This window comes from Pontibacter virosus, assembly GCF_003096355.1.
GTDB lineage: Bacteria > Bacteroidota > Bacteroidia > Cytophagales > Hymenobacteraceae > Pontibacter > Pontibacter virosus.
The window spans coordinates 130,407-153,939 of sequence record NZ_QEKI01000004.1 but is presented as its reverse complement, the minus strand read 5'-3'; the positions used below and the strand labels follow the sequence as shown (position 1 = coordinate 153,939).

Below are 23,533 nucleotides of genomic sequence, written 5' to 3'. Positions count from 1 at the left end.
TTCTGGCTTATCACTTCTTATTCTTAATTTTTAGCACATTTCCTGAAAAGCCTTCGGATTTGCTGAGCGGCGTGTGCCGAAAAAATGTAAATTTGGAATCTTAATTAGTCGAAGGGTATGGCAAAGAACACTTACAGAAACGATGCGGTGAGCACGGGAAGGGCGAGGAATGAGGTGCGTGGACGTAATGAACCACGCGGCACTGCCTCTACCACTGAAAAAACCAAACAGAAGAAACCAAAGAAGCCTTTTTTTAAGCTGCCGTCTTTCCGGTTCAGCCTAAAGGCGCCCGCTTTTCTGACGGACCGCCGATTTAAGCTGTTCATTGGCTTCTCCTTTCTGCTCATCGCCTTCTTCATGACCATCGCGTTCGTATCCTACCTGTTCACAGGGCAGGCTGATCAGAGTGTTGTAGAGTCGGTGCAGGGCACGGGGCTGAAGGAATCAGGGCAGGAGGCTGAGAACTGGTTGGGACTGTTTGGTGCCTGGGTTTCCCATTATTTTATCTATGACCTTCTCGGCGTCGGGGCTTTTTTCCTGATCCCGATTGCTTTCTTTGCCGGCAGCCGTATCGTGTTTCGCTGGAAGTCCATCTCAATGTCCTATGTGCTGGGTCTCTGCACCTTCTCGATGCTGTGGCTGAGCCTGACACTGGGCTATATCGTGCTCACGACAGGCATGGTAGGCAAATTGGGCTTTTTGGGCGGAGGCATCGGTATCGAAACTGCCACCTGGCTAAGCAGTCTGATTGGTTGGGGCAGCGGCCTGTTACTGGGCTTCCTGTTGCTTGTCTTCCTGGTGTTCTTCTTCAATATTACGAGCATCAACTGGAGCAAACCTACTGCTGAAGAAGCCGGTGATGTAGAAGTTGAACGTGGTAGTGCTTCGTCGCTGCGCGATGTGGTGCACGGATCAGCCCGCAACATCAACCATAATGCTGACCCGACGGCTTCGCTGGATGCCGAGGAAGAGGAGGACCTATACCTGGCCGAAGAGGAGGAAGAGGCGATCAACCGTGCCCTGGAAATGGAGCTGAGTGCGCTTAAGCCAGAGCCGCCAAAGTCTCCTACACCTGCTCCAGCGCCTACATTGGAACTCGACATAGAAACTGAGCTGGACGAAGAACTGGCAGAGGCAGAGTTTGATACCGCTGAGGGCGAAGAAGAGCTCGACCTGCAGATTGAAAAGACGCCGGAAGAGGAAGCGGCCGACGTGCTGGCCACCGAAAACTACGACCCAACACTGGATTTAGCCCGTTACCAGTACCCGACCATCGACCTGCTTAACGACTACGGCGCCACTAAAGTGTCGGTAACCAAAGAAGAACTAGAAGCGAACAAAGACAAAATCGTGGCCACGCTTGGTCACTACAATATAGGTATAGCGAGCATCAAAGCAACCATCGGCCCGACGGTGACGCTCTACGAAATCGTGCCGGATGCGGGTGTTCGTATCTCCAAGATCAAGAACCTGGAAGACGACATCGCCCTGAGCCTGGCAGCACTAGGTATACGCATTATCGCGCCTATACCGGGCAAGGGCACGATTGGTATAGAAGTGCCAAACACCAAAAAGGAAATGGTTTCGATCAAGTCGATCCTGTCCACAGAGAAGTTTATGAAGAGCGAGATGGACCTGCCGATAGCTTTTGGTAAGACCATTACGAACGAGGTGTTCATCACCGACCTGGCTAAAATGCCGCACTTGCTGATGGCGGGTGCCACGGGTCAGGGTAAGTCTGTTGGCCTCAATGCCATCCTCACCTCACTGCTGTACAAACGCCATCCTTCGCAACTCAAATTTGTACTCGTGGACCCGAAGAAGGTGGAATTGTCGCTGTTCAACAAGATAGAGCGCCACTTCCTGGCCAAACTGCCGGACACTGACGAGGCCATCATCACGGATACCAAAAAGGTAGTGAACACGCTTAACTCGCTCTGTATGGAGATGGACATGCGCTATGACTTGCTCAAAGATGCTGGCTGCCGTAACCTGAAGGAGTACAACCGCAAGTTCGTGGAGCGCAAGCTCAACCCGAAAAAGGGGCACAAGTTTATGCCCTACATCGTGCTGGTGATAGACGAATTGGCCGACCTGATGATGACAGCCGGAAAAGAGGTGGAGACACCGATTGCCCGTCTGGCGCAGCTGGCCCGTGCCATTGGTATACACTTGGTAGTAGCTACGCAGCGACCGTCGGTGAACGTAATCACCGGTATTATCAAAGCCAACTTCCCGGCGCGAATTTCCTTTAAAGTGACTTCTAAAATCGACTCGCGCACCATTCTGGATGCCGGTGGTGCGGACCAGCTGATTGGCCAGGGGGACATGCTCTTCTCGATCGGTTCGGACATGATCCGTATTCAGTGTGCCTTCGTGGACACGCCGGAGGTGGACCGCATTTGCGACTTCATTGGCGAGCAGCAGGGCTACAGCGACGCCTACCTGTTGCCTGAGTTTGTGGGCGATGAGAGCGGTAATGAGAAAGCTGACTTCGATTCGAGTTCTAAAGACCCGATGTTTGAAGAGGCAGCCCGCATTATTGTGCAGCACCAGCAGGGCAGTACCTCACTGTTGCAGCGTCGCCTCAAGCTGGGCTACAACCGTGCAGGCCGTCTGATTGACCAATTGGAATCGGCAGGTATAGTGGGCCCGTTTGAGGGGAGCAAGGCCCGCGAAGTTTTAATTCCGGACGAGTACAGTTTGGAACAGTTATTGAATACGCTGTAGAAAGAACGAAACAAGACACCTAATAACATGAAACGAGTACTATCCCTATTGCTGGCCGTAATGCTGTTTGCTAACCTGGCGCATGCGCAACAGGACCCCAAAGCAGGCAAGATACTGGACCAGATGAGCCAGAAGTACAGAAGTATGAAAGCTTTTAAAGCAACTTTTGCACAGACACTGGAGAATCCTTCTTCTAAGGTAAAGGAAACTATGGAGGGCGACATCCTGGTGAGCGGCCCCAAATACAGACTGGCTGTAAGCGGACAGGAGATTATCAGCGACGGTAAACTGATGTGGACCTACCTGAAAGAGGTAAATGAAGTGACCATCACGGAGACCGACGCAGAGGCTGAGGCCATGGCACCGAGCAAGATTTTCGATATGTACAAGAAGGGCTACAAGTATGCCTACGCCGGCACAGAGAAGCAAGGCGCTGATACGTATGATGTGATCGAACTGGCGCCGGAAGACCGCAGCAACCCGATCTTTAAGGTCCGTCTGCACATCAACCAAAAGGACAAATCGCTGAAAAGCTGGCAGATGTTCCGCAATAACGGCAACCGCTATACCTATACCATCAAGAATTTCCAGGCCAACCCGGAGCTGGCTTCCGATGCCTTTAGCTTCAACAAAGCCAAGTACAAAGGCGTGCAGGTGATAGACTTACGATAACCCAACCAATTTATGATAAAAGGAAAGAGCTGCTCTGTTGGGCAGCTCTTTTTTGTTGCTGGTTTACAAAGATGCTTAAGGGGCCCCGACTTCTATGATTTTGGTAATGAACCCCACTTGAGGGGTGGAGCGGAGCCTGAAGGTATAGGTTCCTGCTTCGGTCGGGCTGAAGGTATAAGTGGCCATACGGATAGGCAGATCATCGGTGCAGATATTTCCCTTATACTTTGCCACAACCCGTATGACCGTTTCTTTGCCGGAAGAATTTACATCAAAAGAGCCAAACTCACCACAGCCTCCGTTAACCTGAAAGTAAACATCAATAGTCACGGTTTTCCCTACCTGTGCCGTTGCAGGAGCTTCTACACGTATAACGGGAGCTGGCCGCTCCTGTACTGCAGGTTCAGCATCCTCCTTAGTACAGCCGGAAGCGAACATTAGAATGAAAGCGAAGAGGCACAGAAGTCGTTTCATGGTGTTTTATGAGATGTGTCTACTATACCGAGCCGTTTTATGATAAAATGGTTGCAAGGCATGGCAGATTTAGCAATGCGATTCAATTAGTGCTTGGAGCTGGTATAAAAAATTTGTAGCTGCCTCTAAATAAACTAGCTTTGCTATACCTGAACCTAAGCTCCTATACCTATCATGACCAGAGAAAAGCTGTTTGAGCAAATACTCCAGAAAAAGTCCTACCTGTGCATCGGCCTCGACACCGACCCCAAACGCCTGCCCGAGCACCTGCTCGACCACGAAGACCCGGTGTTTGAGTTCAACCGCCAGATAGTGGAGGCGACCGCCGACCTTTGTGTGGCCTACAAGCCAAATATTGCTTTTTATGAAGCGCAGGGACCTAAGGGTTGGGTGAGTCTGGAGAAAACGCTGGAAGTTATACCTGAAGAAATATTTACCATAGCTGACGCCAAGCGCGGTGACATTGGCAATACCTCGGAGCTTTATGCCCGTGCCTTTTTCGAAACCATGAACTTCAACGCCGTGACAGTAGCACCTTACATGGGCTCCGATTCGGTGAAGCCTTTCCTGGTGCAGCCGGGCCGTTGGGTTATTTTGCTAGCACTCACGTCTAACCCGGGCAGCAAGGATTTCCAGATGCTGAAGCTGTCGGACGGCAACGAGGAATATCTGTTTGAACAGGTGCTACGCGAAAGTGCCAACTGGGCCAGCGTAGGGCAAATGATGTATGTAGTTGGTGCCACGCAGGGCGAGTACATTGAGCGGGTGCGGGCCATCGTGCCAAACCACTTCCTGCTGGTACCGGGCGTTGGTGCTCAGGGCGGCAGCCTCGAAGAAATTTCCCGCTTAGGTATGAACCAGCAGTGTGGCCTTTTGGTCAACTCTTCGCGCGCCATCATCTACGCCTCCTCCGGCCACGATTTCGCTGACAAAGCCAGAAAAGCTGCCCTGGAAGTGCAAAAAGAGATGGAACAGTATCTGGAGCAGTATGTGACGCATTTGTAGGATGATACAATTTAATTAGAAACCGTCATCTCCATACTCGGCTACGCCTCATTCGTAGTAAGTACTAATCTGTTAGAGAGAATAAACACAAGCGTTTGAAAAAATCAAAAGTCAATAACAGGCAAATCTTTTTAGAGGCTTTCTTCAGCGCTTTAGGTGCACGTGAGATTCTATGGATTTTTCAGGATGAGGCCTGCATTGCTGGTACGGTTGTATATGACCCCGCGAATCCCGATGAGCGGCAAGACTTTATTTGGTACATTGAAGAAGATAAAACCCCAGGAGAGGATGCAAGGACTTTACTCAACCACCTGCAAGAGTATAATCTCCTGCACATGGACAAACTCAAATTTCCTGTATCAGCTTTAGTCATTCCAGGTATGAACGCACAGACGAAACAGAAAGCCTTTGACGAACTTACAAAGGTACAGGTCAGCACGGTAGATGATGGCGAAGAGTCCGGTTATTACCGAATACACGAATAGGCAAAACCTAAGTCAACAGAAGGCAACTTTTGCATCAAGTTTATCCCAATACACCCTACTATAAAACGAAGAGGGCTATACCTACAGGTATAGCCCTCTTCGTTCTTAGCGGTACAGTCAGCTATTACTTTGTAGCAGACCTTTCAATCTCCCGTAGGTTCTCCATTTTTTTGTTTTTGAGGAAGCCATTGATGTCCTCGAAGTGCTCGCGCACCCGCTTGTTACCGAACTCAAATACCTTGTCGGCCAGCCCGTCCAAGAAATCGCGGTCGTGCGACACGAGTATGATAGTGCCGTCGAAAGCCTTCAGCGCATCTTTCAGGATGTCTTTGGTTTTGATGTCGAGGTGGTTGGTCGGTTCGTCGAGGATGAGCAGGTTAACTGGTTGCAGCAACAGCTTGATCATGGCAAGGCGTGTCTTCTCACCTCCTGAGAGTACCTTCACCTTCTTCTCGATGGTGTCGCCGCTGAACATGAAGGCACCCAGCAGGTCTTTTACACGGGTACGGGCATCACCTACGGCAATCTCGTCGATGGTCTGGAATACGGTCAGTTCGCCATCGAGCAGGGCGGCCTGGTTCTGGGCAAAGTAGCCGATCAGGCAGTTGTGGCCCAGTTGCAGCTTGCCTTCAAAATCGATCTCGCCCATGATGGCTTTTACCATCGTCGACTTACCCTCGCCGTTCTTCCCTACAAAAGCTACTTTCTCACCTCGGTTAATGGTCATGGAAGCATCTTTGAACACCGTATAGTCACCGTACTTTTTGGTGAGTTCCTCCACGATAACAGGATAGTTGCCCGAGCGCGGCGCTGGTGGGAACTTGACATTCAGAGCCGAGGTATCTACTTCGTCTACCTCCACAATCTCCATCTTCTCCAGCATCTTCACACGAGACTGCACCTGCAGGGTTTTAGAGTAGGTGCCCTTGAAGCGGTCAATGAAAGTTTGGATATCGGCAATCTCTTTCTGCTGGTCGTCAAACTGCTTTTGCTGCTGCTCACGGCGCTCTTTGCGCAGTTGCAGGTATTGGCTGTAAGTAACCTTGTAGTCGTAAATGCGGCCCATCGTCACTTCAATGGTGCGGTTGGTGATATTGTCCACGAATGTCTTGTCGTGCGAGATCACGATTACGGCCTTGGCGTTGTTCACCAGAAAATCCTCGAGCCACTGGATGGACTCGATGTCAAGGTGGTTGGTTGGCTCGTCCAGCAGGATCAGGTCCGGCTTCTGTAGCAGGATCTTGGCCAGCTCGATGCGCATGCGCCAGCCACCGCTAAACTCGGTGGTAGAACGCGTAAAGTCTTCACGGGTAAAGCCTAGCCCTTTTAGGGTAACCTCTACCTCCGCATCGAAGTTGATCTCTTCGATGGAGTAATATTTTTCGCCCAGTTCCGATACCTGCTCGATGATCTTGTAATAGTCGTCGGAGTCATAGTCGGTGCGGGTTTCCAGTTCAGCATTGAGGGCATCCATCTGCTTTTTCATGTCGAGGACCTTGGCAAAGGCTTTGGAGGCCTCCTCGAACACGGTGCAGTTGTCTTCGGTGAGCAGGTGCTGCGGCAGGTAGGCGATCACGGCATCCTTCGGGGCCGACACCTTGCCACGGGTAGGCTTGCTGGCACCCGCTATAATTTTGAGCAGAGTAGACTTTCCCGCTCCGTTTTTCCCCATGAGGGCAATGCGGTCGTTCTCGTTGATGTTGAAAGAAACATTGCTGAAAAGGGCCGCACCATTGAACTCCACGCTCACCGCGTCAACTGAAATCATAATCGTTTAATTTTAAGGGGGCAAAGATAATGAAGTTTGGGAGTTAACTCCCAAACTTCTAAACTCGTAAAACTTTCCCAACCACAACCAAGGCGCATGAAAGAAGAGTTCCTGCACTACATCTGGCAGCATCAGTATTTCGACAAGACTAACTTATTGACGGTAGAAGGGGAACCGGTGCAGGTGCTGCGGGTGGGGATGTACAACACCGATGCAGGCCCTGATTTCAAGGAAGCAATTATCAGAGTAGGAGAGGTGGATTGGTCGGGCAGTGTGGAGATTCACCTGCGTGGCTCAGACTGGCGGCGGCACCAGCACCAGCTCGACTTCAAGTATAATCAGGTGGTGCTGCATGTGGTGTGGGAAGCCGACGAAGCCGTGCGCCGCACCGATGGCACGCTTATACCTACGCTGGAGTTGAAAGCCAGAGTAAACCTGGCTATGCTGCAAACCTACGAGCAGCTGCGACGGGCACCCTACGCTATACCTTGCGCCATCTTCTGGCCACAGGTTCCTGACATCACCAAAACCATGATGCTGGGCCGCGCCCTCACCGAGCGACTCGAACTTAAAGGAGAAGAGGTACTGCAGGTATACCGTCAGTTGGGCAATGACTGGGAGGCCACTGCTTTTCAGGTGCTCTGCAAAGCCTTTGGGTTTAAGATTAACCAGGAGCCTTTTGAACGACTGGCCCGGGCACTGCCCATGCAAGTGGTGCGCAAGCATCAGCACGACTTATTTCAGCTGGAGGCCCTGCTTTTCGGACAGTCTGGCTTTCTGACAGAGCCTGTGGACGATTATAGTGCTAAACTGGCCAATGAACATACCTATCTCAGCCATAAGTACAATCTGCAGGAACTGGCGATGCCCCGTCACCACTGGAACTTCCTGCGCATGCGCCCCGCTAACTTTCCAACCGTGCGGCTGGCGCAACTGGCGGCCTTGCTTCATAAGCACAAAAGCCTCTTTTCCACCATTATCCAAACCGAGGGAGTCAAAAACTACGATGCGCTGTGGCAGGCGCCCGTGTCGGCTTATTGGCAAAAACATTATACCTTTGGAGCGGAGTCGAAGGCGGTGCAGGTACAACTGGGCAAGTCGAGTGCGCAGAATCTGACGATCAATGTGGCTGCGCCCTTCTTAGCAGCCTATGCTGTGCACACTGATCAGCAGGAGCATCTGGATAAAGCGGTTGATCTGCTCGAAAAGGTAAAGGAAGCCAGTAACCGCATCACGCGGCAGTACGAGGAACTGGGCTGGAAAGCCGCCTCGGCCGCCGACAACCAAGCAGCCCTCGGACTCTACAAGCGCTATTGCCAGCCAGTCAATTGCCTGCGCTGCGCTATTGGCAACAAGATTATGAAGCAAAATCTACCAACTACGTGAGTATACTGATCTACGGCCTGAACCTGCTGGTGCTGGCTGGGCTAATCTGGTGGCTCTGGAAACAGAACTGGAACGCCAAATTGCGTCCTTACTTTTTCCCGACGCTGCTGCTCAAACTGGCCTGCGGTCTGCTGATCGGGGTGTTGAGCTTTTACGTGTTCTACAAAGGCGGACACGCAGCTTTACTACAAGCGGGCCCTCCTGATGACCGACCTGGCCCACGAGCAAGGTATAGGCACTTACCTGCATTATCTTCTCTTTAACGACCCAGCAGGCACACCGCTCCAGGGACTGCAGAAGCCATTTTACGAAAGCGCCTGGAACATGCCGCGCTTGCTGAGCGTGCCCATGCTGCTAACGGACGGCAACTACTACCTCAGTTCGATCTACCTGTCACTGTTTAGTTTTGCCGGGCTTTGGCTCTTTGTGAATGCCCTGGCCCGGTATTTTCCAACAACCGCTATACCTGCCGTAGTGGCTTTTCTGGTGTTCCCCTCTGTGGTATACTGGTCGTCGGGCGTGCTAAAAGAGAGTGTGTTAATGGGAGGGATGGGGCTGCTGCTGGGTAGTAGCCTATACCTGCTGTTCGGGAAACTGAGACGCAAGCCGGTGCTATGCCTGTTGCTGGCATTGCTGGGCCTATACCTGATTTGGCTCGTGAAATACTTTGTGGCCGTGGCGATTGCGTTGACGCTGGCTTTGGCCCTGCTCCTGAGGCTGATCTTCTACAACCCAAAGCTGGCGCACATCCACTGGCTGCTGAAGGGATTGGCCATACTGGTGCTAATTTCAGGTATAGCCTGGCTCGGTACGCAACTCAATCCTAATCTGAACCTGGAGGTACTGCCGGATGTGGTCTACAAAAACTACCAGGTCAGTCTGCTGGCCTCGCAGGGCAAACCCCGTATCGATTTTCCATTCCTGGAGCCGACTTATCTGAGCTTTGCCCTTCACTCGCAACTGGCCTTTATCGGCATGCTGTTCCGTCCCTTTATCTGGGAGGTATACAATGTGCGCACGTTTGTGGCAGCGCTCGAAAATACGCTGCTGCTGCTGTTGGCTTTCGGTTTTTTGCGCGACCTTTTTGAAGCGGGTCGGGTGAAGTGGCGCTTTGGTTTCCTGCTCACGGCACTGCTTGTTTATGTGCTTGTGATGGGCGTTTTGTTGGCGTACAGTATGCCGAACCTGGGCACACTCAACAGGTATAGGGTAGCGGTGCTGCCTTTTGTGGTATACCTGCTGCTGCTCTGCAAAACCAACAGTCACCTGCTCCGCTACCTGATACCTGCTCGTCAGCACGAAGAAGACGAACCTGCACAAATCGCTGCAGATTAGCGCTAATCTTCGTACATTTGCACCTTATTTGAAATAGGCTATGCAAAATCCAGTGATCATACTTGGTGCCCAAAAACTGGGTACGGCAGCTCTCGATATTTTCAACAGCAACAACGTGGTGGTGTACTGCTTCCTCGACGACAGCAAGGAACTGCAGCAGCAGGAACTGAACAACGTGTCGGTGATGAGCAGCACAGAAGACAATGAATTCCTGAAACTGATCGGTAAGAAATGCGACGTGTTTGTGGCCGTAGAGGACTCAGCCGCCCGCAAAGGTCTGATCAAGATGCTGAAAGACGAATACAAAGTGGTGCCTGTCAACGCCATTCACAAATTCAGTGCCGTGTCAGAGTTTGCCTGGCTCGGCCACGGTAACATGGTTGGCGCAGGAGCGATCGTAAACAACAATACCAAAATTGGCAACTACAACATCATCGAATCCCGTGCGCTGGTAGATACCAAAGCCGAAATTGGTGACAACGTGCATATCGGTGCGGGCGCCGTGATTAACTCGGAAGTGGTTGTAGAAGACGGAGCCTTCGTCGGTACAGGCGCTGTGATTGTGTCTGGTGTGAAGATCGGCAAGAACGCCCGCGTAGGCGCAGGCTCTGTAGTAGTAGCCAACGTGCCTGCCAAAGCCACCGTGTTCGGCAACCCTGCCGCTCCGGTAAAGTAATTTTATACCTGTCCTGTTTTCGAAAACCGAACTGACTAAAGTCATTTTTGGTTAAAAAGAAAAGCAGGAAGTTTGACGTCAGTTAAAAAGGCAGAAGGGTATAGGTTAGAAAGTTGACTTGTAGGGATAGGTCGCGACCTGTCCAATCGTGCACAAACAACAATTTAACCATCAACAATCAAACAATTTAAATCAAACACTTAGCTGAAACTAAGCAGTTATGAACAAACCATACAGCATACTACTGTACTATTGCTACACACCGATAGCAGATCCTGAAGCGTTCCGGGAGGAGCACCATTTACTTTGCCTGGAGCTGAATCTGCTCGGCCGCATCATCATCTCTAAAGAGGGCTTAAACGGCACCGTGTCTGGTCTCAAAGAGGACTGCGAGAAGTACATGGAGATCGTAAAAGCCGACCCACGCTTCGCCAAAGTTGACTTCAAAGTAGACGAATCAGACAAACATGCTTTTGCGAAGCTTCATGTGCGCACCAAAGCCGAGATCGTACACTCCGGCCTGCTGCACATCGACCCGAATGTGCGCACGGGTATACACCTGGAACCAAAGGAGTTTAAGGAAATGAAAGACCGCGACGATGTGGTGGTAATGGACATGCGTTCGGATTACGAGTACAGTGTAGGCCGTTTCAGAAACGCTGTTACGCTGGACATCGAGAACTTCCGTGAGTTTCCGGAGAAGATCGACGCCCTGAAAGAAGAGCTGAAAGGCAAGAAGATATTGACCTATTGCACAGGTGGCATCAAATGTGAAAAAGCCAGTGCCTTCCTGTTGGAGCAGGGTTTTGAGGACGTGTACCAGCTGCATGGCGGCATCATCAAGTATGGCAAAGAAGCCGGTGGCGAAGACTTTGAGGGCAAATGCTATGTGTTCGATAACCGTGTGGCAGTGGAGGTGAACTCAGTGAATCCAACGGTAATTTCGACCTGCCACGTATGCGGCACTGTGGAAGACCGCATGGTGAACTGCGCCAACCCGGTATGTAACCTGCACGTACCGATCTGTGAGAAATGCGGATGGGAACTGGAAGGAGCCTGCTCTAGCGAATGCAAAGAGCACCCTGAAAAACGTGCTTACGACGGCACAGGCTATTACCAAAAGAACCTGAATGGTTACAATCCGCTCAAAGGGTTCAACCGTCGTAAGACTTCTGCCGTATCTAAGTAAGTATTCTCTAAAGCAAGGAAAAGCGTGTGCTCATCGGCCACGCTTTTCTTCGTTTCTAACATAACCAATCCTATGGCAATTCCAGCATCAGAACTGATCATCAATAAAAACGGCACCATTTACCACCTCAACCTACAGCCGGAACATATTTCAGACACCATCATCACCGTAGGCGACCCCGACCGCGTACCCATGGTGAGCAAGTATTTCGACGAGATCGAGGTTCAGATCACAAAGCGGGAGTTCGTAACCCACACGGGCTACTATAAAGGCAAGCGCCTCACCGTCATCTCGACAGGTATGGGTACTGACAACATCGACATCCTGATGAACGAGTTGGATGCCTTGGTAAACATTGATTTCCAGTCGCGTGAGCCTAATGAGGAGAAAATATCGCTGAAGATCGTGCGCATCGGTACGTCGGGTTCGCTGCAGTCAGATATACCGCTTGGTAGTCACTTGGCATCGCACCACGGTATAGGCCTGGACTCACTGATGGAGTTTTATCCGTTGGAGCAGGATGAAAATGAGCAAAGCATTTCGAAAGCCCTGCAAGAGCAATTGGGTGTTGGTTTTCGCCCATACGTGGTGAACGGCTCCAGGAGTCTGATCGAGAAGATCGCCTTTGATATGATTCCGGGTAACACACTCACCTGCCCGGGCTTCTACGCCCCACAAGGCCGTGTGCTCCGCGGTGGCCTCCGCAATCCGGATTTGCTACAGGTATACCAGAACTTCAAGGTGTGCGACTTCCGTTTGACGAATTTTGAAATGGAAACAGCCGGCTACTATGCCATGGGTCGTTTGCTGGGCCACGAAATGTTATCGCTCAATGCCATTGTAGCCAACCGTATTTCGCAGGAGTTTGCCACGAATGCTGAGGAGGTGATCGATAGTTTGATTGTGAAAGTGCTGGAGAGAATCTAGAAAGTTTAGGAGTTAGAGAGTTGGAGAGTTAGAGAAATAGAAAGTTTGGACTGGCAGTAGGGGCAGGTTGCGACCCGTCCGAATCATGTACAGGTATAGTTTTTAGTCCAGTCAAATGATACCGCAGCTAAATAACCAAAACAGCCCGCAGCGAAGTTTTCTCTTCGTGTGCGGGCTGTTATGCTTTATGCGTGTTGTGGTTACTGAGATAGTGGTGCTTTAGGTGAGTAGTTCGTTGCGCCATTAGCTGTTCTCGATCTTTAGGATGGATTTTAGTGGTAGAAACGTCCCCGATTTTAGTAGTACAAAATTGTCGTCGTAGCACCAAACGGTAGTCTCTACTTGCTTCACATCGCCGTCTTCAGTACAAAAGGTGATGATAGCCTTATTGCGGTAGGCGTTGCCTAAGATGGTAGCGCGATTTGCCTCGTAGTTGCGTATACTGCGGGCCGTGGGGTCTTTTAGCACATCTTCGTGACTAAAATGGAGCATCGGAATATGCTCTTTTTCGATTAGACTGGCTCTCTTCTCGGTCCTCTTCATAGTCGTAAAATTTTAGTGTTGGCAGGCCTATAACCACAAAACATGCCACACCGTGATTTTGGTTCTATGAAGGAGCCGGTTTCAGCAGCCATAGGCTATACCTACAGCCCTTGCAAAAACGCCATCGTATCCACGCCATCAGCATAATCCCACGGCATGGGGCATTGGGCATCGCCGAAAGGTATGCTGCCCTCTAGCCAGCCGTGCGCGGAAACTACGCACTGTGTCTTTTCTTTCACGTCGGCTAGTTTGTGGCGCAGGTCGGGGAGGGAGGTGAAAGTCTCGTAAAAAAGCACTGAAATAGGGGATACCAATTGGGAACTCTCTTGTACCAGCAGGAAGCCGTTGTCAAAATGGGGCACGCGGTTGACGAGCAGGATCGACTTGTTGTAGTCGTAGTTGTTCTGGTATTTATGATGGACTAGAATCGTTTTGTGGTGCTCGTTGGCCTCGTACAGCTTGTCAAAGGTATAGCCCTCGGGTACGTATACCTTGGAAACGTTGCGACAGCCTAAACCATAATACTGGAAGATGTCGTTGCCCAGGGCACGTAGGTCTTCGGCTTCTTCATGGCCGGTGAGTATACCTATGCTGGTGCGGTTCTTCCGGATGATGTGTGGGCGCTTGGCGAAATAGTACTCAAAGTAGCGGGCCGTGTTGTCGGAGCCCGTCGCGATGATGGCATCGGCTTCTTTGAGCATGTCCACGAACTCAAAATGATTGGCAAAGGCCGGCTCTATACCTACCAGCATGCTGGCAAGGCGACGCATGAGCACATCATCGTCCGAACTCAGCTTGGCCAACAGGAAGTGTCCGCTCAGCAAAACCGACAGAAAATCATGGAAACCGACCATTGGGATGTTGCCCGCCATGACAACGCCAACTTTTTTAGGTGTAACCTGTTTGAGGTGGTACGGGTAAAGCCATTCACGGAGATACTGTTCATCGAGCAGGGTGGTGATGCCCTGCAGGGCAGCGGAAACATTGTTCTCGTCAAACCACGGGTTTTTGGCCTGGGCAATCAAGGACAATGCCTTGCGCTCTTCCGGCGTCATGTCCTGCAGTTGCTTCCCCAACTTCACAAAAGCTTCGATTCTGTTCTCTAATGTCATGGCTAGCCGCTGTGTTAAAAATTATTTGATAAGGATACTTAATGTTCCTAATTTTGTTCGGTAAATAAAGCGATACAAAAGTACTAAAAATATACAGGAGATACGATTATGGCGATAATGATCACTGATGAATGTATAAACTGTGGCGCCTGCGAACCAGAATGTCCGAACACTGCCATTTACGAAGGCGGTGCGGAGTGGACCTGGGGCGGCGGTACGGCTCTGAAAGAAGTTGAGATCGATGGTGGTGAGATCATCCCCGGCGATGCGGCACAGCCTCCAATTTCGGACGAGTTCTATTACATTGTGTCAGATAAGTGTACTGAGTGCATGGGCTTCCACGAAGAGCCTCAGTGTGCCGCTGTCTGCCCGGTGGATTGCTGCGTCGATGACCCAGACTACCGCGAGACAGAAGAAGAGCTATTGGCGAAGAAAGACTGGCTGCACCAGGCCAGCTAAGGTATAACCAACACCAAAAGCACAAAAAACCTGTCTTTAACGGCAGGTTTTTTTATTTTCGTTTACCTGAAATACCCATGGAAGAGCAACTGCACCAGGACAAGACGTTCGAAAAGATCATCTACCCAAACAAAGCCATCAAAGGCAGAGAGTTTGAGGACTGCATCTTCAAGAACTGCGATTTCTCAAACGGCGATTTCTCCAGCAACCGCTTCACCGACTGCGAGTTCATTGGCTGCAACCTGGCCATGCTGAAGCTGCGTGGGGCAACTCTGAACAACGTAACCTTTAAGGAGTGCAAGCTCACAGGTATAAACTTCGGAGAGAGTGAGGAGTTTCTGTTCACAGTCGGTTTCGTGAGCTGCCTGATGGACTATACCTCTTTTCTAAGGCGTAAAATGCCGAAAACACATTTTATAGATTGTTCCTTGAAAAACGCTGTGTTCGAGCAAGCCACGCTCACAAAGGCGAAGTTTGACAATACGGACCTTGCCGGATCTGTTTTTGAGCGCACCAACCTGAGCGAAGCTGATCTGGTCACGGCTTACAACTACATCATCGATCCGGAACTGAACAACATTAAAAAAGCGAAGTTTTCGCAAAATGGTCTGGCGGGCTTGCTTACCAGGTATGATATCCGAGTCGAGTAAGGTAATAGGCAGTTTTTCACTGCGCAGGTATAGAGGAAGCCCTCCGTGCTGTTAACCCAGGAATTGAAAGCTCTTGATGCATTTCTGCCAATGGCCGGAATGAGAAAAGGCTTTGGTTGAGAGCACCAGGTATAGATCTCTGTTGGAACATAGGGCACTACACCTAGTCTATACCTGCAAGCTTCTGGATTGAGCAAATTCAGGAATAGCCAATAACAATCAGCAATTAGCAATCAACAATTACGGCAAAATCCCTAATTTTGCCTTTTAGCGCGAAAAGCAGAATAAACCAGTATAAGATGTCGATTTCAACGAAATATAACCCCAGAGAAGTAGAGGAGAAGTGGTACAGCAGCTGGATGCAGCGCGGCTTTTTCCGTTCTACGCCTAACCCGAAAAAGGAGCCTTACACCATCGTGATCCCGCCGCCAAACGTGACGGGCGTGCTGCACATGGGCCACATGCTCAACAACACGATTCAGGATGTGCTGATTCGCCGCGCGCGCATGAAGGGCAAGGAGGCTTGCTGGGTACCGGGCACCGACCACGCTTCCATCGCCACGGAGGCGAAAGTAGTGGCCATGCTCAAGGAAAGAGGCATTGAGAAGAAAGATATTTCCCGCGAGGAGTTCCTAACCTATGCCTGGGAGTGGAAAGAGAAGTACGGCGGCATCATCCTGGAGCAGCTCAAGAAACTGGGCGCTTCCTGCGACTGGGACCGTACCCGCTTTACGATGGAAGACGATCTGAGCGCAGCCGTGATCGAGGTGTTTGTGGACTTATACCGCAAAGGCCAGATCTACCGCGGTGTGCGCATGGTGAACTGGGATCCGCTGGGTCGTACTGCCCTTTCGGATGAAGAAGTGGTGCCCAAAGACACCATGGCCAAAATGTACCACCTGAACTACGAAGTAGTGGGTGGCGCAGAGCCAACGTACATCACCGTAGCGACCTCACGTCCGGAAACGATCATGGCCGACGTAGCTGTGGCGGTGAACCCGAACGACGAGCGCTATACCCATTTACATGGCAAGTCCGTGCGTATACCTTTGCTCGGCAAGGAAATCCCGGTAATTCTGGACGAGTACGTGTCGATTGAGTTCGGTACGGGTGCCCTGAAAGTGACGCCGGCGCATGACCTGAACGACTACGAACTGGGCCAGAAGCACAACCTGCCGACCATCGACATCCTGAACGACGACGGTACGCTGAATGAAAAGGCGCAGCTATACGTTGGTCAGGACCGCTTCGTGGCGCGTCGCAACATCGTGAAAGACCTGCAGGAAGCTGGTTTGCTGGTGAAGGTAGATGAGTATGCAAGTGTGCTGCAAACATCGGAGCGTACGGGCGCCGTAATTGAGCCACGCTTGTCGATGCAGTGGTGGTGCAAGATGGAGGAGATGGCCAAACCAGCCCTCGACGCCGTAATGAACGACGAGATTCGCCTGCACCCGCCGAAGTTCAAGAACATGTACCGCTCCTGGATGGAGGGCATCCGCGACTGGTGTATCTCGCGCCAGCTGTGGTGGGGACAGCGTATACCTGCCTACTACCTGCCAGACGGCTCATTTGTAGTAGCAACCACGCCTGAAGACGCACTGGAACTGGCCCGTAAGCAAAGCGGCAACGCGAATCTGCAAGTCGAAGACCTGCGCCAGGACGATGACGTACTCGATACCTGGTTTTCGTCGTGGCTGTGGCCGATCTCAGTTTTCGACGGTTTCAAAGACCCGGACAACAAAGACATCCTGTACTACTATCCGACCAATGACCTGGTGACGGCTCCGGAGATTTTGTTCTTCTGGGTAGCGCGTATGATCATGGCCGGTTACGAGTTCCGCAGGGAAGCGCCGTTCCGCAATGTATACCTAACCGGTATCGTGCGTGATGCGCAGGGCCGTAAAATGTCCAAATCGCTGGGCAACTCACCAGACCCACTCGATCTGATCGACCAGTACGGCGCTGACGGCGTGCGTGCCGGTATGCTCTTCAGTTCGCCGGCTGGTAACGACCTCTTGTTCGACGAAAAACTGGTGGAGCAGGGCCGTAACTTCAGCAACAAGATCTGGAATGCTTACCGCCTGATCAAAGGTTGGGAAGTGGACGAGAACCTGCCGTGCCCGAACGAAACGGCCATGCAGTGGTTCGACTCCCGTTTCAACGAGGCCTTCGTGCAGCTAGAAGACCACTTCAGCAAATTCCGTATTTCGGACGCTTTGCTGACTGTGTACAAACTGGTATGGGACGACTTCTGTTCAAGCTATCTTGAGATGATCAAGCCCGCCTACCAGCAGCCGATCGACAAGCAGACGCTCGATACGACCATCGTATACCTTGAGAAGATCCTGAAAGTGCTGCATCCGTTCATGCCATTCATTACTGAAGAGATCTGGCAAGACCTGAAAGAGCGCAAAGACAAGGAGTACCTGATTGTGGCTCCATGGCCAAAGCAGGACAAGTTCGACAAGGAACTGACGGAGAAAATGGAGAGCGTACTCAAAATCGTAGCTGCTATCCGCAACATTCGTAACTCGAAGAACATATCACCGAACAAATCGCTTGATTTGGCGATCAAGGTGATGAACCAGGACGGGTACGATAAGTTCATCAGCATCATCCGCAAGCTGGCCAACATCAACGAAATAACCCTTGTGCAGGAGAACGTAGAAGGCGCTATCAGCTTCGTAGAGGCCGGCGACGAGTTCTTCATCCCAATGGAGGGCAACATTGATGTGGAAGCTGAGCGGGAGCGTTTGGAGAAGGAGCTAGAGTACACCAGAGGCTTTCTGAACTCAGTGGTGAAGAAGCTTAGTAACGAGCGCTTTGTAAGCGGTGCCCCGGAAACAGTGATTGCCAACGAGCGCAAGAAGCAAGCAGATGCCGAAGCCAAGATTCATGCGATTGAGCAGAGTCTGGCCTCACTGTAAGGTATAGCTTTTATAAATGGCAGCGGCCGTTCTCGTGAGGGAACGGCCGCTGTTGTTTTATTGCTTGCTCAACGCTACTACTAACTGATCCAATTCATCTTTCACTTTTGGTATCAGATCGCTCAGGCCTACTTTCTTCTTCGGATACACGAGTTCCACGTGGCGATCGTCGATTTTGTATTCGAGCAAGCCTTGCTCATCTTCAGTGAGATAGTAGAGTTTGATAAGGGCATCTGCGGTAGAAACGGCGTAGGTGCGGAATTTGAAATTGTTTTGGATGCGCTGCTGCGTCGGTGCCCGGTTCTCGAGGTAGCGCTGCGTGACAACCGTATCGAGCGCCATAGTGGTTTCGATCTGGTGAATAGCCTTGATATTTCCCTCGTTGAAACGCCAGGTCTGCACATGGTGTTTGCCTTGCTGCCGGGCACTGTATTTACTTTGTGAAAGGTTGATGCTGGCCATCACATAGAACAGTTCCAGGTCGCTTTCGACGGTCCGCATGGAGGGGCTCAGCGTAGCGTTATCGCTGATAAAGACCGAAGTGTTGGCCAATATCTTGGAGTCTTTGCTGAGATCCTGACCCAATTGCAAATTACTGTCTTGACTCAGGATGAAAGAAAAGAGTATAGGAAACAGGAAGGAAAGTGGCGTCATAGTGCTTTGGTTTATACCTGTTTCCCTATACTCAAATATCGTGCAGAAGGCTACAAATTGGAGCTATCGACTACTCTCCAGGTGATATTGCCGTTGTTTACTTCGTATTTCAAGATCATATAGCCGCCGATGTGGCCGTCTTCATAATAAGCCATGGCGTAGCGGTCGTTCAGGATGCGGCTGTCGCGGATGGTCATCGTGCCGCCTACTACGCCCTCTTTAGGTATAAGCTGCCCTTGCTTGCGGTTCAAGTCGTTCATCAGGTCCACTTCTGGATTGCGCAGGCCTTTTTTGCGTAGCTTTTGTATGTCGCTCTCGCTCAGGCTACCCATCTCATCCACAAACTCCACACCGCTCGGAGGCACGACGCTCATGGTGTCAGGCGGCAGCATCATATCCTCAAGAGAATCCGTTTCAGCCGTCTCTTGCTCCAGTTGCTGACCGGTCTCGGCTAGTTTGTTATCGGCTATGCGCAAGCGGCTTTCGGCATCATTTTTCTTCCAGTAGAAATAAACGGCTGCAAACAGGAATACGGCAGCCAGAATCCAGGCAATGACAATTCTCATAGTTTTAATATGTTACTTTTTGTGATTAAAATCCTAATATAATTTAGATCAAATTTAAAAAAAAAGAGTATGGATTTGATAGATTATAATAAAAATTAAAAAAATTATAGTTACTTATCTGTCAATATATTCTTATTCTATATTTAATAGGTTATATATATTGCATAGGCATTCATTTAAGTGGATATATTAATGTGTTTTGAATTTTATATTTAATCTAAATAAGAGAAGTGTATGAAACAACTTCAGTTTTTGTTTTCATTTTTAATGATATTTATTTATATGGATGTCATAAAGATGATATTGATACCCTCGAACTTAAAACAGACTCGACTCAAGCAGTAGGTAATGATCATTTGAACGCTTTGAGAGAAAGCTTTGAGGGAAAAGGTTATAATGAATTTTTATCCGAAAATTTTTTTAGCGGTGATAGTATTTTGTATTGGAAAGCTCATTGGGCCGGTTACTCTTACCGAATAGATACAGTAGTTACTACTTATGTGCCGCTAACTCCAAGCTTAGATGAAAATAAAATAGATATTGGTAAAAAAGAGATAAAAGTTCAAGGTTTTAGAAAGTTTATCGTATTTGTTGAAAGCAGTAGGAGTACTGAATATTTTATAGTTACTTATATTTCTGACAACCCAGATCATAGTCAAAAACCATTTAATTTCAATAGTTTTACTGGAACTGTTCTAGTTAATGATTTAAAATTTAATAAAGTATCGCTTCTAAAGTATAAAGGTGGTAAAATTTCTCGAAAAGGCGATAAGGGGGCGAATGGTGAAATAATGGCAACTGCTTGTACTACTTCACAAGTATGTAGTTGGGGTGGGAGTTGTGATAGTGGATTGACAATTACCTACACTTCTGGAAATGTTGAAGGCGGTGGTTGCTCTTATCCAAGTGGGGTAAGTGGCTGTGGTAATAATACAGAATGGTATTTGTCATACTCTTATTTTGATACAGACTGTTCATCAGGTACTTACAATCCAGGTGTTCCTTCAGGTGGAGGTGAAGGACCTGGAGGATCTAGCGGTGGAGATCCCGGCGGACCTTCTAACCCAGGAGATGGTGAAATGACTCCAGCCCCTGAAACATTTACACCTGCAGAGGTACCAGAATTAGATCCAGAAGATTTAAATTGCAATCAACTATCTAATTTTCATAATGATCCTACACGAGACTTGAATGATTTCGTGAATCAAAACTTTGGTCTTACACGTGATCAAATAATATCTCAGAGAGGAGATTTAAGTATAACTTTGTGGCATTCTCAGCCTGGAGGTCCTAACATTCGCTACATTACTGATCCACTAGTGCCTAGTGCCGTAATTGACTTGAGACATATGCTAGTTATTGGTTATTACGGAGCGGTAGTTGGGAATAGTGTAGAGATGTTGCAGTGGGTAGCTTTGAATGAGAGCGGAATGGATCATCAAGACTATTACTCAAATCAGTTAGGCTACGATTTTTATAATCAATATGGTACTGACATCAAACATAATCCTAGTGGTTTCTTGGATTATTTAATCACATTTCTTTATTCTGGGAACCGTTCAGCTTTAAATAATCCATCCAGAGTAAAATCAAGATGTCCCTAATATTTAAGATGATGAAGAAAGTAATAATAGTTTCCTTTTTAATATTAGTAGTGACTTTGTTGTTATATGTAACTTTTGGGAAAGGCCCAAGAAATTATCGTTTTTTTAAAAAAGTGGAGATTGGGATGAGTAAATCAGATGTAGTAGAGCATATGGGACAACCAGGGCATATTGTAATTAACGAGCAAAATCAAACTTACATTTACTTGTATCAACCCCCTCTGATTTATGTCTCTGACCAAATTGAAATTGTATTTGATGAATCAGACGATAGGGTTATAAAGCTATCCGATCCACAATAGTTATTAAAAGTAGTAAGTACCAATGAAAAAAATAATTCTATCAATTCTAGTAATCATTTGTATAGGTTTGTATAGCTGCGATGCTCAAAGCCAGACGAATTCGATTTTGCCAGATTTAATAGCACCATCAGCAGTGGCTATTAGGATTAATAAGGAAACAAATCCCATATTTAAATTAACTGATAGCCCTACAATATTAACTTCGGTTTTAGGAAAACCTAAAAGTATTGACAATATAAACTCTGAGCAAGACACTAAGATTTACAAAGAGTATATATACGATAATGCAAGCTTTTATTTTGATGCTGACAAATTAACAAGCATTCATATAAAGACAAGCTCATTTATCCTGAGTCTTAATGGTCTACATCATATAAGGGTAGGGGATAATATCAGTGGCCTGCAAGATATTTTCCCGAACTCCTATCATCTGAAAGAAGACGGCCAGCTATTTGTAAATTTCAAAACAAGCAATGGGACAGCAACAGATGAGGCAATTCTTTTTGAGTATGACTCAACTGGTGTACTCACTAATATTATTATTTAGCTTATAACTGCTAAACCTTATCCCTACAAAAAAGCCTGCCCCAATTTCTGGAGGCAGGCTTTCTGTTTATACCTGAAGTCTTTCGTCGAAAAACTCCTTTGTAAAAAATTAGATCGTCTGGTTTACGTCGAAGTTCTCGAGGTAATCAGCCACACGGCGCACGAACATGCCACCTAGTGAGCCGTCCACTACACGGTGGTCGTAAGAGTGCGACAGGAACATGAAGTGACGAACACCAATCAGGTCGCCTTCAGGCGTCTCGATTACTGCAGGCTTCTTCTTGATAGCACCCACGGCCATAATAGCTACTTGCGGCTGCATGATAATCGGTGTGCCCATCACGTTGCCAAATGATCCCACGTTCGATACGGTATAAGTACCGCCCGCTAGATCGTCTGGTGTCAGTTTGTTGATGCGGCCACGGTTAGCCAGGTCGTTCACCTTTTTGGTCAGGCCGTTCAGGTTCAGCTGGTCGGCGTTCTTGATGTTCGGTACGATCAGGTTACCGCTTGGCAGGGCCACGGCCATCCCGATGTTGATGTCTTTGTGACGAATGATATTACCACCGTCCACCGACACGTTGATCATCGGGAAATCCTTGATCGCTTTGGCAATTGCATCGATGAAGATCGGGGTGAAGGTCAGGTTTTCGCCTTCGCGACGCTTGTAGTCGTTCTTCCACTTGTTGCGCCAATTCACGATGTTGGTCACATCGGCCTCCACGAAAGAAGTCACGTGCGGCGATACGCGCTTGCTGTCCACCATGCGGTCGGCAATCATTTTGCGCATGCGGTCCATCTCGATGATTTCCACGTTTCCGCTGTAAGAAGCGGCTGGCTTGGAGGCGGCAGGGGCAGCCTGAGCCTGTGGCTGAGCAGCTGGTGCCGGAGCGGCCTGTGGCGCTGCGGCAGGTGCTTGTGCCTGTGGCTGAGCCTGTGGAGCGGCAGCTTGCTGTGGTGCGTTTTTGCGGCTCTCTACGTAAGTCAGGATATCTTTCTTCGACACGCGACCTTCTTTGCCTGTGCCCGGTACGTACTCCAGTTCCTGCATCGAGATGCCTTCTTCGCGGGCGATGTTGAGCACGAGCGGAGAGTAGAAACGGCCGGAGGCTGGCTGGTCGAGTTTGGCTACGGCACCGTCAGAAGAAGCGGCTGCAGGCTGTGCAACTGCCTGTGGCGCCGGAGCGGCGGCAGGAGTTTCTGCAGCGGCAGGGGCAGGAGCGGCAGTGTCTTCGCCGTTGGTAGAGATGATGGCAATCGGGGCACCCACGGCTACCACGTCACCTTCCTGTACCAGTATCTCCTTCAGCACACCGCCCTGAATAGCAGGTACTTCCGTGTCCACTTTGTCTGTAGCTACTTCCAGCACCGATTCGTCCTGCTCAATCGTGTCACCCACGTTTTTGAGCCATTTCAGAACGGTACCTTCCATGATACTCTCACCCATTTTGGGCATAATCATTTCTACAAGTGCCATATTTTGTTTATTCGTTGTTCTATTAAGGGACAGTTTTAGGGCCGCA

At 49.4% G+C, this 23,533-nt stretch carries 23 protein-coding genes; 16 read left to right on the top strand and 7 right to left on the bottom strand.

Going from position 1 to position 23,533, the window contains the following annotated elements; translation table 11 throughout:
• Positions 1 to 117 precede the first annotated feature (117 nt).
• On the top strand, positions 118 to 2,730 hold the full coding sequence (locus C8E01_RS07725; RefSeq protein ID WP_116542794.1) for an FtsK/SpoIIIE family DNA translocase: 2,613 nt from the start codon (positions 118 to 120) through the stop codon (positions 2,728 to 2,730).
• Positions 2,731 to 2,757: 27 nt separating this feature from the next.
• The gene (locus C8E01_RS07720; protein WP_116542793.1) at positions 2,758 to 3,402 is read left to right on the top strand and encodes a LolA family protein; all 645 of its coding nucleotides are present in this window, start codon (positions 2,758 to 2,760) and stop codon (positions 3,400 to 3,402) included.
• A gap of 75 nt (positions 3,403 to 3,477) precedes the next feature.
• Here C8E01_RS07720 and C8E01_RS07715 read toward each other — a convergent pair whose 3' ends face one another.
• The gene (locus tag C8E01_RS07715) at positions 3,478 to 3,876 is read right to left on the bottom strand and encodes a hypothetical protein (RefSeq protein ID WP_116542792.1); all 399 of its coding nucleotides are present in this window, start codon (positions 3,874 to 3,876) and stop codon (positions 3,478 to 3,480) included.
• Between the two features lie 174 nt (positions 3,877 to 4,050).
• Here C8E01_RS07715 and pyrF point away from each other — a divergent pair, with 174 nt between their 5' ends.
• The gene (pyrF, locus tag C8E01_RS07710) at positions 4,051 to 4,881 is read left to right on the top strand and encodes an orotidine-5'-phosphate decarboxylase (RefSeq protein WP_116542791.1); all 831 of its coding nucleotides are present in this window, start codon (positions 4,051 to 4,053) and stop codon (positions 4,879 to 4,881) included.
• Positions 4,882 to 4,976: 95 nt separating this feature from the next.
• Positions 4,977 to 5,366 (top strand): hypothetical protein, encoded by a 390-nt coding sequence (locus tag C8E01_RS07705; protein WP_116542790.1) that lies wholly within the window; start codon positions 4,977 to 4,979, stop codon positions 5,364 to 5,366.
• 124 nt (positions 5,367 to 5,490) lie between these two features.
• Here C8E01_RS07705 and C8E01_RS07700 read toward each other — a convergent pair whose 3' ends face one another.
• Entirely contained in the window at positions 5,491 to 7,134 is a 1,644-nt protein-coding gene (locus C8E01_RS07700) for an ABC-F family ATP-binding cassette domain-containing protein (protein ID WP_116542789.1), read from the bottom strand.
• 96 nt (positions 7,135 to 7,230) lie between these two features.
• Between C8E01_RS07700 and C8E01_RS07695 the strand changes: the two genes are divergently transcribed.
• The 6 genes from C8E01_RS07695 (at position 7,231) to C8E01_RS07675 (ending at position 12,647) form a co-directional block, all read left to right on the top strand.
• Positions 7,231 to 8,520, top strand: coding sequence for a DUF2851 family protein (locus tag C8E01_RS07695; protein WP_116542788.1), 1,290 nt, complete (start codon positions 7,231 to 7,233; stop codon positions 8,518 to 8,520).
• Positions 8,517 to 8,783: a hypothetical protein gene (locus tag C8E01_RS21900; RefSeq protein ID WP_243409473.1), complete on the top strand. Its 267-nt coding sequence runs from the start codon at positions 8,517 to 8,519 to the stop codon at positions 8,781 to 8,783. Before C8E01_RS07695 ends, C8E01_RS21900 begins: the two co-directional genes overlap by 4 nt.
• Positions 8,725 to 9,855: a hypothetical protein gene (locus C8E01_RS07690; RefSeq protein ID WP_243409472.1), complete on the top strand. Its 1,131-nt coding sequence runs from the start codon at positions 8,725 to 8,727 to the stop codon at positions 9,853 to 9,855. Before C8E01_RS21900 ends, C8E01_RS07690 begins: the two co-directional genes overlap by 59 nt.
• Positions 9,856 to 9,895: 40 nt before the next feature.
• A complete protein-coding gene (locus C8E01_RS07685) occupies positions 9,896 to 10,531 on the top strand; it encodes a NeuD/PglB/VioB family sugar acetyltransferase (RefSeq protein WP_116542787.1) in 636 nt (211 codons plus the stop codon).
• Between the two features lie 220 nt (positions 10,532 to 10,751).
• The gene (gene trhO, locus C8E01_RS07680) at positions 10,752 to 11,720 is read left to right on the top strand and encodes an oxygen-dependent tRNA uridine(34) hydroxylase TrhO (protein WP_116542786.1); all 969 of its coding nucleotides are present in this window, start codon (positions 10,752 to 10,754) and stop codon (positions 11,718 to 11,720) included.
• Positions 11,721 to 11,792: 72 nt separating this feature from the next.
• Positions 11,793 to 12,647 (top strand): nucleoside phosphorylase, encoded by an 855-nt coding sequence (locus C8E01_RS07675; protein ID WP_116542785.1) that lies wholly within the window; start codon positions 11,793 to 11,795, stop codon positions 12,645 to 12,647.
• A gap of 243 nt (positions 12,648 to 12,890) precedes the next feature.
• Here the strand turns inward: C8E01_RS07675 and C8E01_RS07670 are convergent, their stop codons facing one another.
• Complete coding sequence (locus tag C8E01_RS07670) at positions 12,891 to 13,190, bottom strand: hypothetical protein (RefSeq protein WP_116542784.1); 300 nt, start codon at positions 13,188 to 13,190, stop codon at positions 12,891 to 12,893.
• A gap of 101 nt (positions 13,191 to 13,291) precedes the next feature.
• Positions 13,292 to 14,302 (bottom strand): acyl-CoA reductase, encoded by a 1,011-nt coding sequence (locus C8E01_RS07665; protein ID WP_116542783.1) that lies wholly within the window; start codon positions 14,300 to 14,302, stop codon positions 13,292 to 13,294.
• A 108-nt stretch (positions 14,303 to 14,410) separates the two neighbouring features.
• On the opposite strand from C8E01_RS07665, the gene C8E01_RS07660 reads away from it, so the two are divergent.
• The 3 genes from C8E01_RS07660 to C8E01_RS07650 all read left to right on the top strand — a co-directional run bounded on the left by C8E01_RS07660 (position 14,411) and on the right by C8E01_RS07650 (position 18,338).
• Complete coding sequence (locus tag C8E01_RS07660; protein ID WP_116542782.1) at positions 14,411 to 14,761, top strand: 4Fe-4S dicluster domain-containing protein; 351 nt, start codon at positions 14,411 to 14,413, stop codon at positions 14,759 to 14,761.
• Positions 14,762 to 14,838: 77 nt separating this feature from the next.
• Entirely contained in the window at positions 14,839 to 15,411 is a 573-nt protein-coding gene (locus C8E01_RS07655) for a pentapeptide repeat-containing protein (RefSeq protein ID WP_116542781.1), read from the top strand.
• Between the two features lie 299 nt (positions 15,412 to 15,710).
• Positions 15,711 to 18,338, top strand: a complete 2,628-nt coding sequence (locus tag C8E01_RS07650) for a valine--tRNA ligase (protein WP_116542780.1) — start codon at positions 15,711 to 15,713, stop codon at positions 18,336 to 18,338.
• A 57-nt stretch (positions 18,339 to 18,395) separates the two neighbouring features.
• On the opposite strand, the gene C8E01_RS07645 is transcribed toward C8E01_RS07650, so the two are convergent.
• A complete protein-coding gene (locus tag C8E01_RS07645; protein ID WP_116542779.1) occupies positions 18,396 to 18,992 on the bottom strand; it encodes a hypothetical protein in 597 nt (198 codons plus the stop codon).
• A gap of 50 nt (positions 18,993 to 19,042) precedes the next feature.
• Positions 19,043 to 19,558, bottom strand: a complete 516-nt coding sequence (locus tag C8E01_RS07640; protein WP_116542778.1) for a hypothetical protein — start codon at positions 19,556 to 19,558, stop codon at positions 19,043 to 19,045.
• A gap of 230 nt (positions 19,559 to 19,788) precedes the next feature.
• Between C8E01_RS07640 and C8E01_RS21615 the strand changes: the two genes are divergently transcribed.
• Genes C8E01_RS21615 through C8E01_RS07630 form a run of 3 tightly spaced genes read left to right on the top strand, consistent with a single transcriptional unit; the run spans position 19,789 to position 22,011 of the window.
• On the top strand, positions 19,789 to 21,162 hold the full coding sequence (locus C8E01_RS21615; RefSeq protein WP_165820592.1) for a hypothetical protein: 1,374 nt from the start codon (positions 19,789 to 19,791) through the stop codon (positions 21,160 to 21,162).
• 8 nt (positions 21,163 to 21,170) lie between these two features.
• Positions 21,171 to 21,464 carry a hypothetical protein gene (locus C8E01_RS07635; RefSeq protein ID WP_133242742.1) on the top strand — a complete coding sequence of 98 codons (294 nt, stop codon included), beginning with the start codon at positions 21,171 to 21,173 and terminating at the stop codon, positions 21,462 to 21,464.
• Positions 21,465 to 21,486: 22 nt separating this feature from the next.
• On the top strand, positions 21,487 to 22,011 hold the full coding sequence (locus C8E01_RS07630; RefSeq protein ID WP_116542776.1) for a hypothetical protein: 525 nt from the start codon (positions 21,487 to 21,489) through the stop codon (positions 22,009 to 22,011).
• A gap of 108 nt (positions 22,012 to 22,119) precedes the next feature.
• On the opposite strand, the gene C8E01_RS07625 is transcribed toward C8E01_RS07630, so the two are convergent.
• On the bottom strand, positions 22,120 to 23,487 hold the full coding sequence (locus tag C8E01_RS07625; protein WP_116542775.1) for a dihydrolipoamide acetyltransferase family protein: 1,368 nt from the start codon (positions 23,485 to 23,487) through the stop codon (positions 22,120 to 22,122).
• Positions 23,488 to 23,533: the final 46 nt, after the last annotated feature.

Coding starts and splice junctions, on each gene's coding strand:
- C8E01_RS07625 (WP_116542775.1), bottom strand. CDS start 23,487: ATGGCACTTGTAGAAATGATTATGCCCAAAATGGGTGAGAGTATCATG.
- C8E01_RS07635 (WP_133242742.1), top strand. CDS start 21,171: ATGATGAAGAAAGTAATAATAGTTTCCTTTTTAATATTAGTAGTGACT.
- C8E01_RS07725 (WP_116542794.1), top strand. CDS start 118: ATGGCAAAGAACACTTACAGAAACGATGCGGTGAGCACGGGAAGGGCG.
- C8E01_RS07675 (WP_116542785.1), top strand. CDS start 11,793: ATGGCAATTCCAGCATCAGAACTGATCATCAATAAAAACGGCACCATT.
- C8E01_RS07695 (WP_116542788.1), top strand. CDS start 7,231: ATGAAAGAAGAGTTCCTGCACTACATCTGGCAGCATCAGTATTTCGAC.
- trhO (WP_116542786.1), top strand. CDS start 10,752: ATGAACAAACCATACAGCATACTACTGTACTATTGCTACACACCGATA.
- pyrF (WP_116542791.1), top strand. CDS start 4,051: ATGACCAGAGAAAAGCTGTTTGAGCAAATACTCCAGAAAAAGTCCTAC.
- C8E01_RS07655 (WP_116542781.1), top strand. CDS start 14,839: ATGGAAGAGCAACTGCACCAGGACAAGACGTTCGAAAAGATCATCTAC.
- C8E01_RS07630 (WP_116542776.1), top strand. CDS start 21,487: ATGAAAAAAATAATTCTATCAATTCTAGTAATCATTTGTATAGGTTTG.
- C8E01_RS07665 (WP_116542783.1), bottom strand. CDS start 14,302: ATGACATTAGAGAACAGAATCGAAGCTTTTGTGAAGTTGGGGAAGCAA.
- C8E01_RS07660 (WP_116542782.1), top strand. CDS start 14,411: ATGGCGATAATGATCACTGATGAATGTATAAACTGTGGCGCCTGCGAA.
- C8E01_RS07690 (WP_243409472.1), top strand. CDS start 8,725: ATGACCGACCTGGCCCACGAGCAAGGTATAGGCACTTACCTGCATTAT.
- C8E01_RS07640 (WP_116542778.1), bottom strand. CDS start 19,558: ATGAGAATTGTCATTGCCTGGATTCTGGCTGCCGTATTCCTGTTTGCA.
- C8E01_RS07720 (WP_116542793.1), top strand. CDS start 2,758: ATGAAACGAGTACTATCCCTATTGCTGGCCGTAATGCTGTTTGCTAAC.
- C8E01_RS07670 (WP_116542784.1), bottom strand. CDS start 13,190: ATGAAGAGGACCGAGAAGAGAGCCAGTCTAATCGAAAAAGAGCATATT.
- C8E01_RS07650 (WP_116542780.1), top strand. CDS start 15,711: ATGTCGATTTCAACGAAATATAACCCCAGAGAAGTAGAGGAGAAGTGG.
- C8E01_RS07645 (WP_116542779.1), bottom strand. CDS start 18,992: ATGACGCCACTTTCCTTCCTGTTTCCTATACTCTTTTCTTTCATCCTG.
- C8E01_RS07715 (WP_116542792.1), bottom strand. CDS start 3,876: ATGAAACGACTTCTGTGCCTCTTCGCTTTCATTCTAATGTTCGCTTCC.
- C8E01_RS07685 (WP_116542787.1), top strand. CDS start 9,896: ATGCAAAATCCAGTGATCATACTTGGTGCCCAAAAACTGGGTACGGCA.
- C8E01_RS07700 (WP_116542789.1), bottom strand. CDS start 7,134: ATGATTTCAGTTGACGCGGTGAGCGTGGAGTTCAATGGTGCGGCCCTT.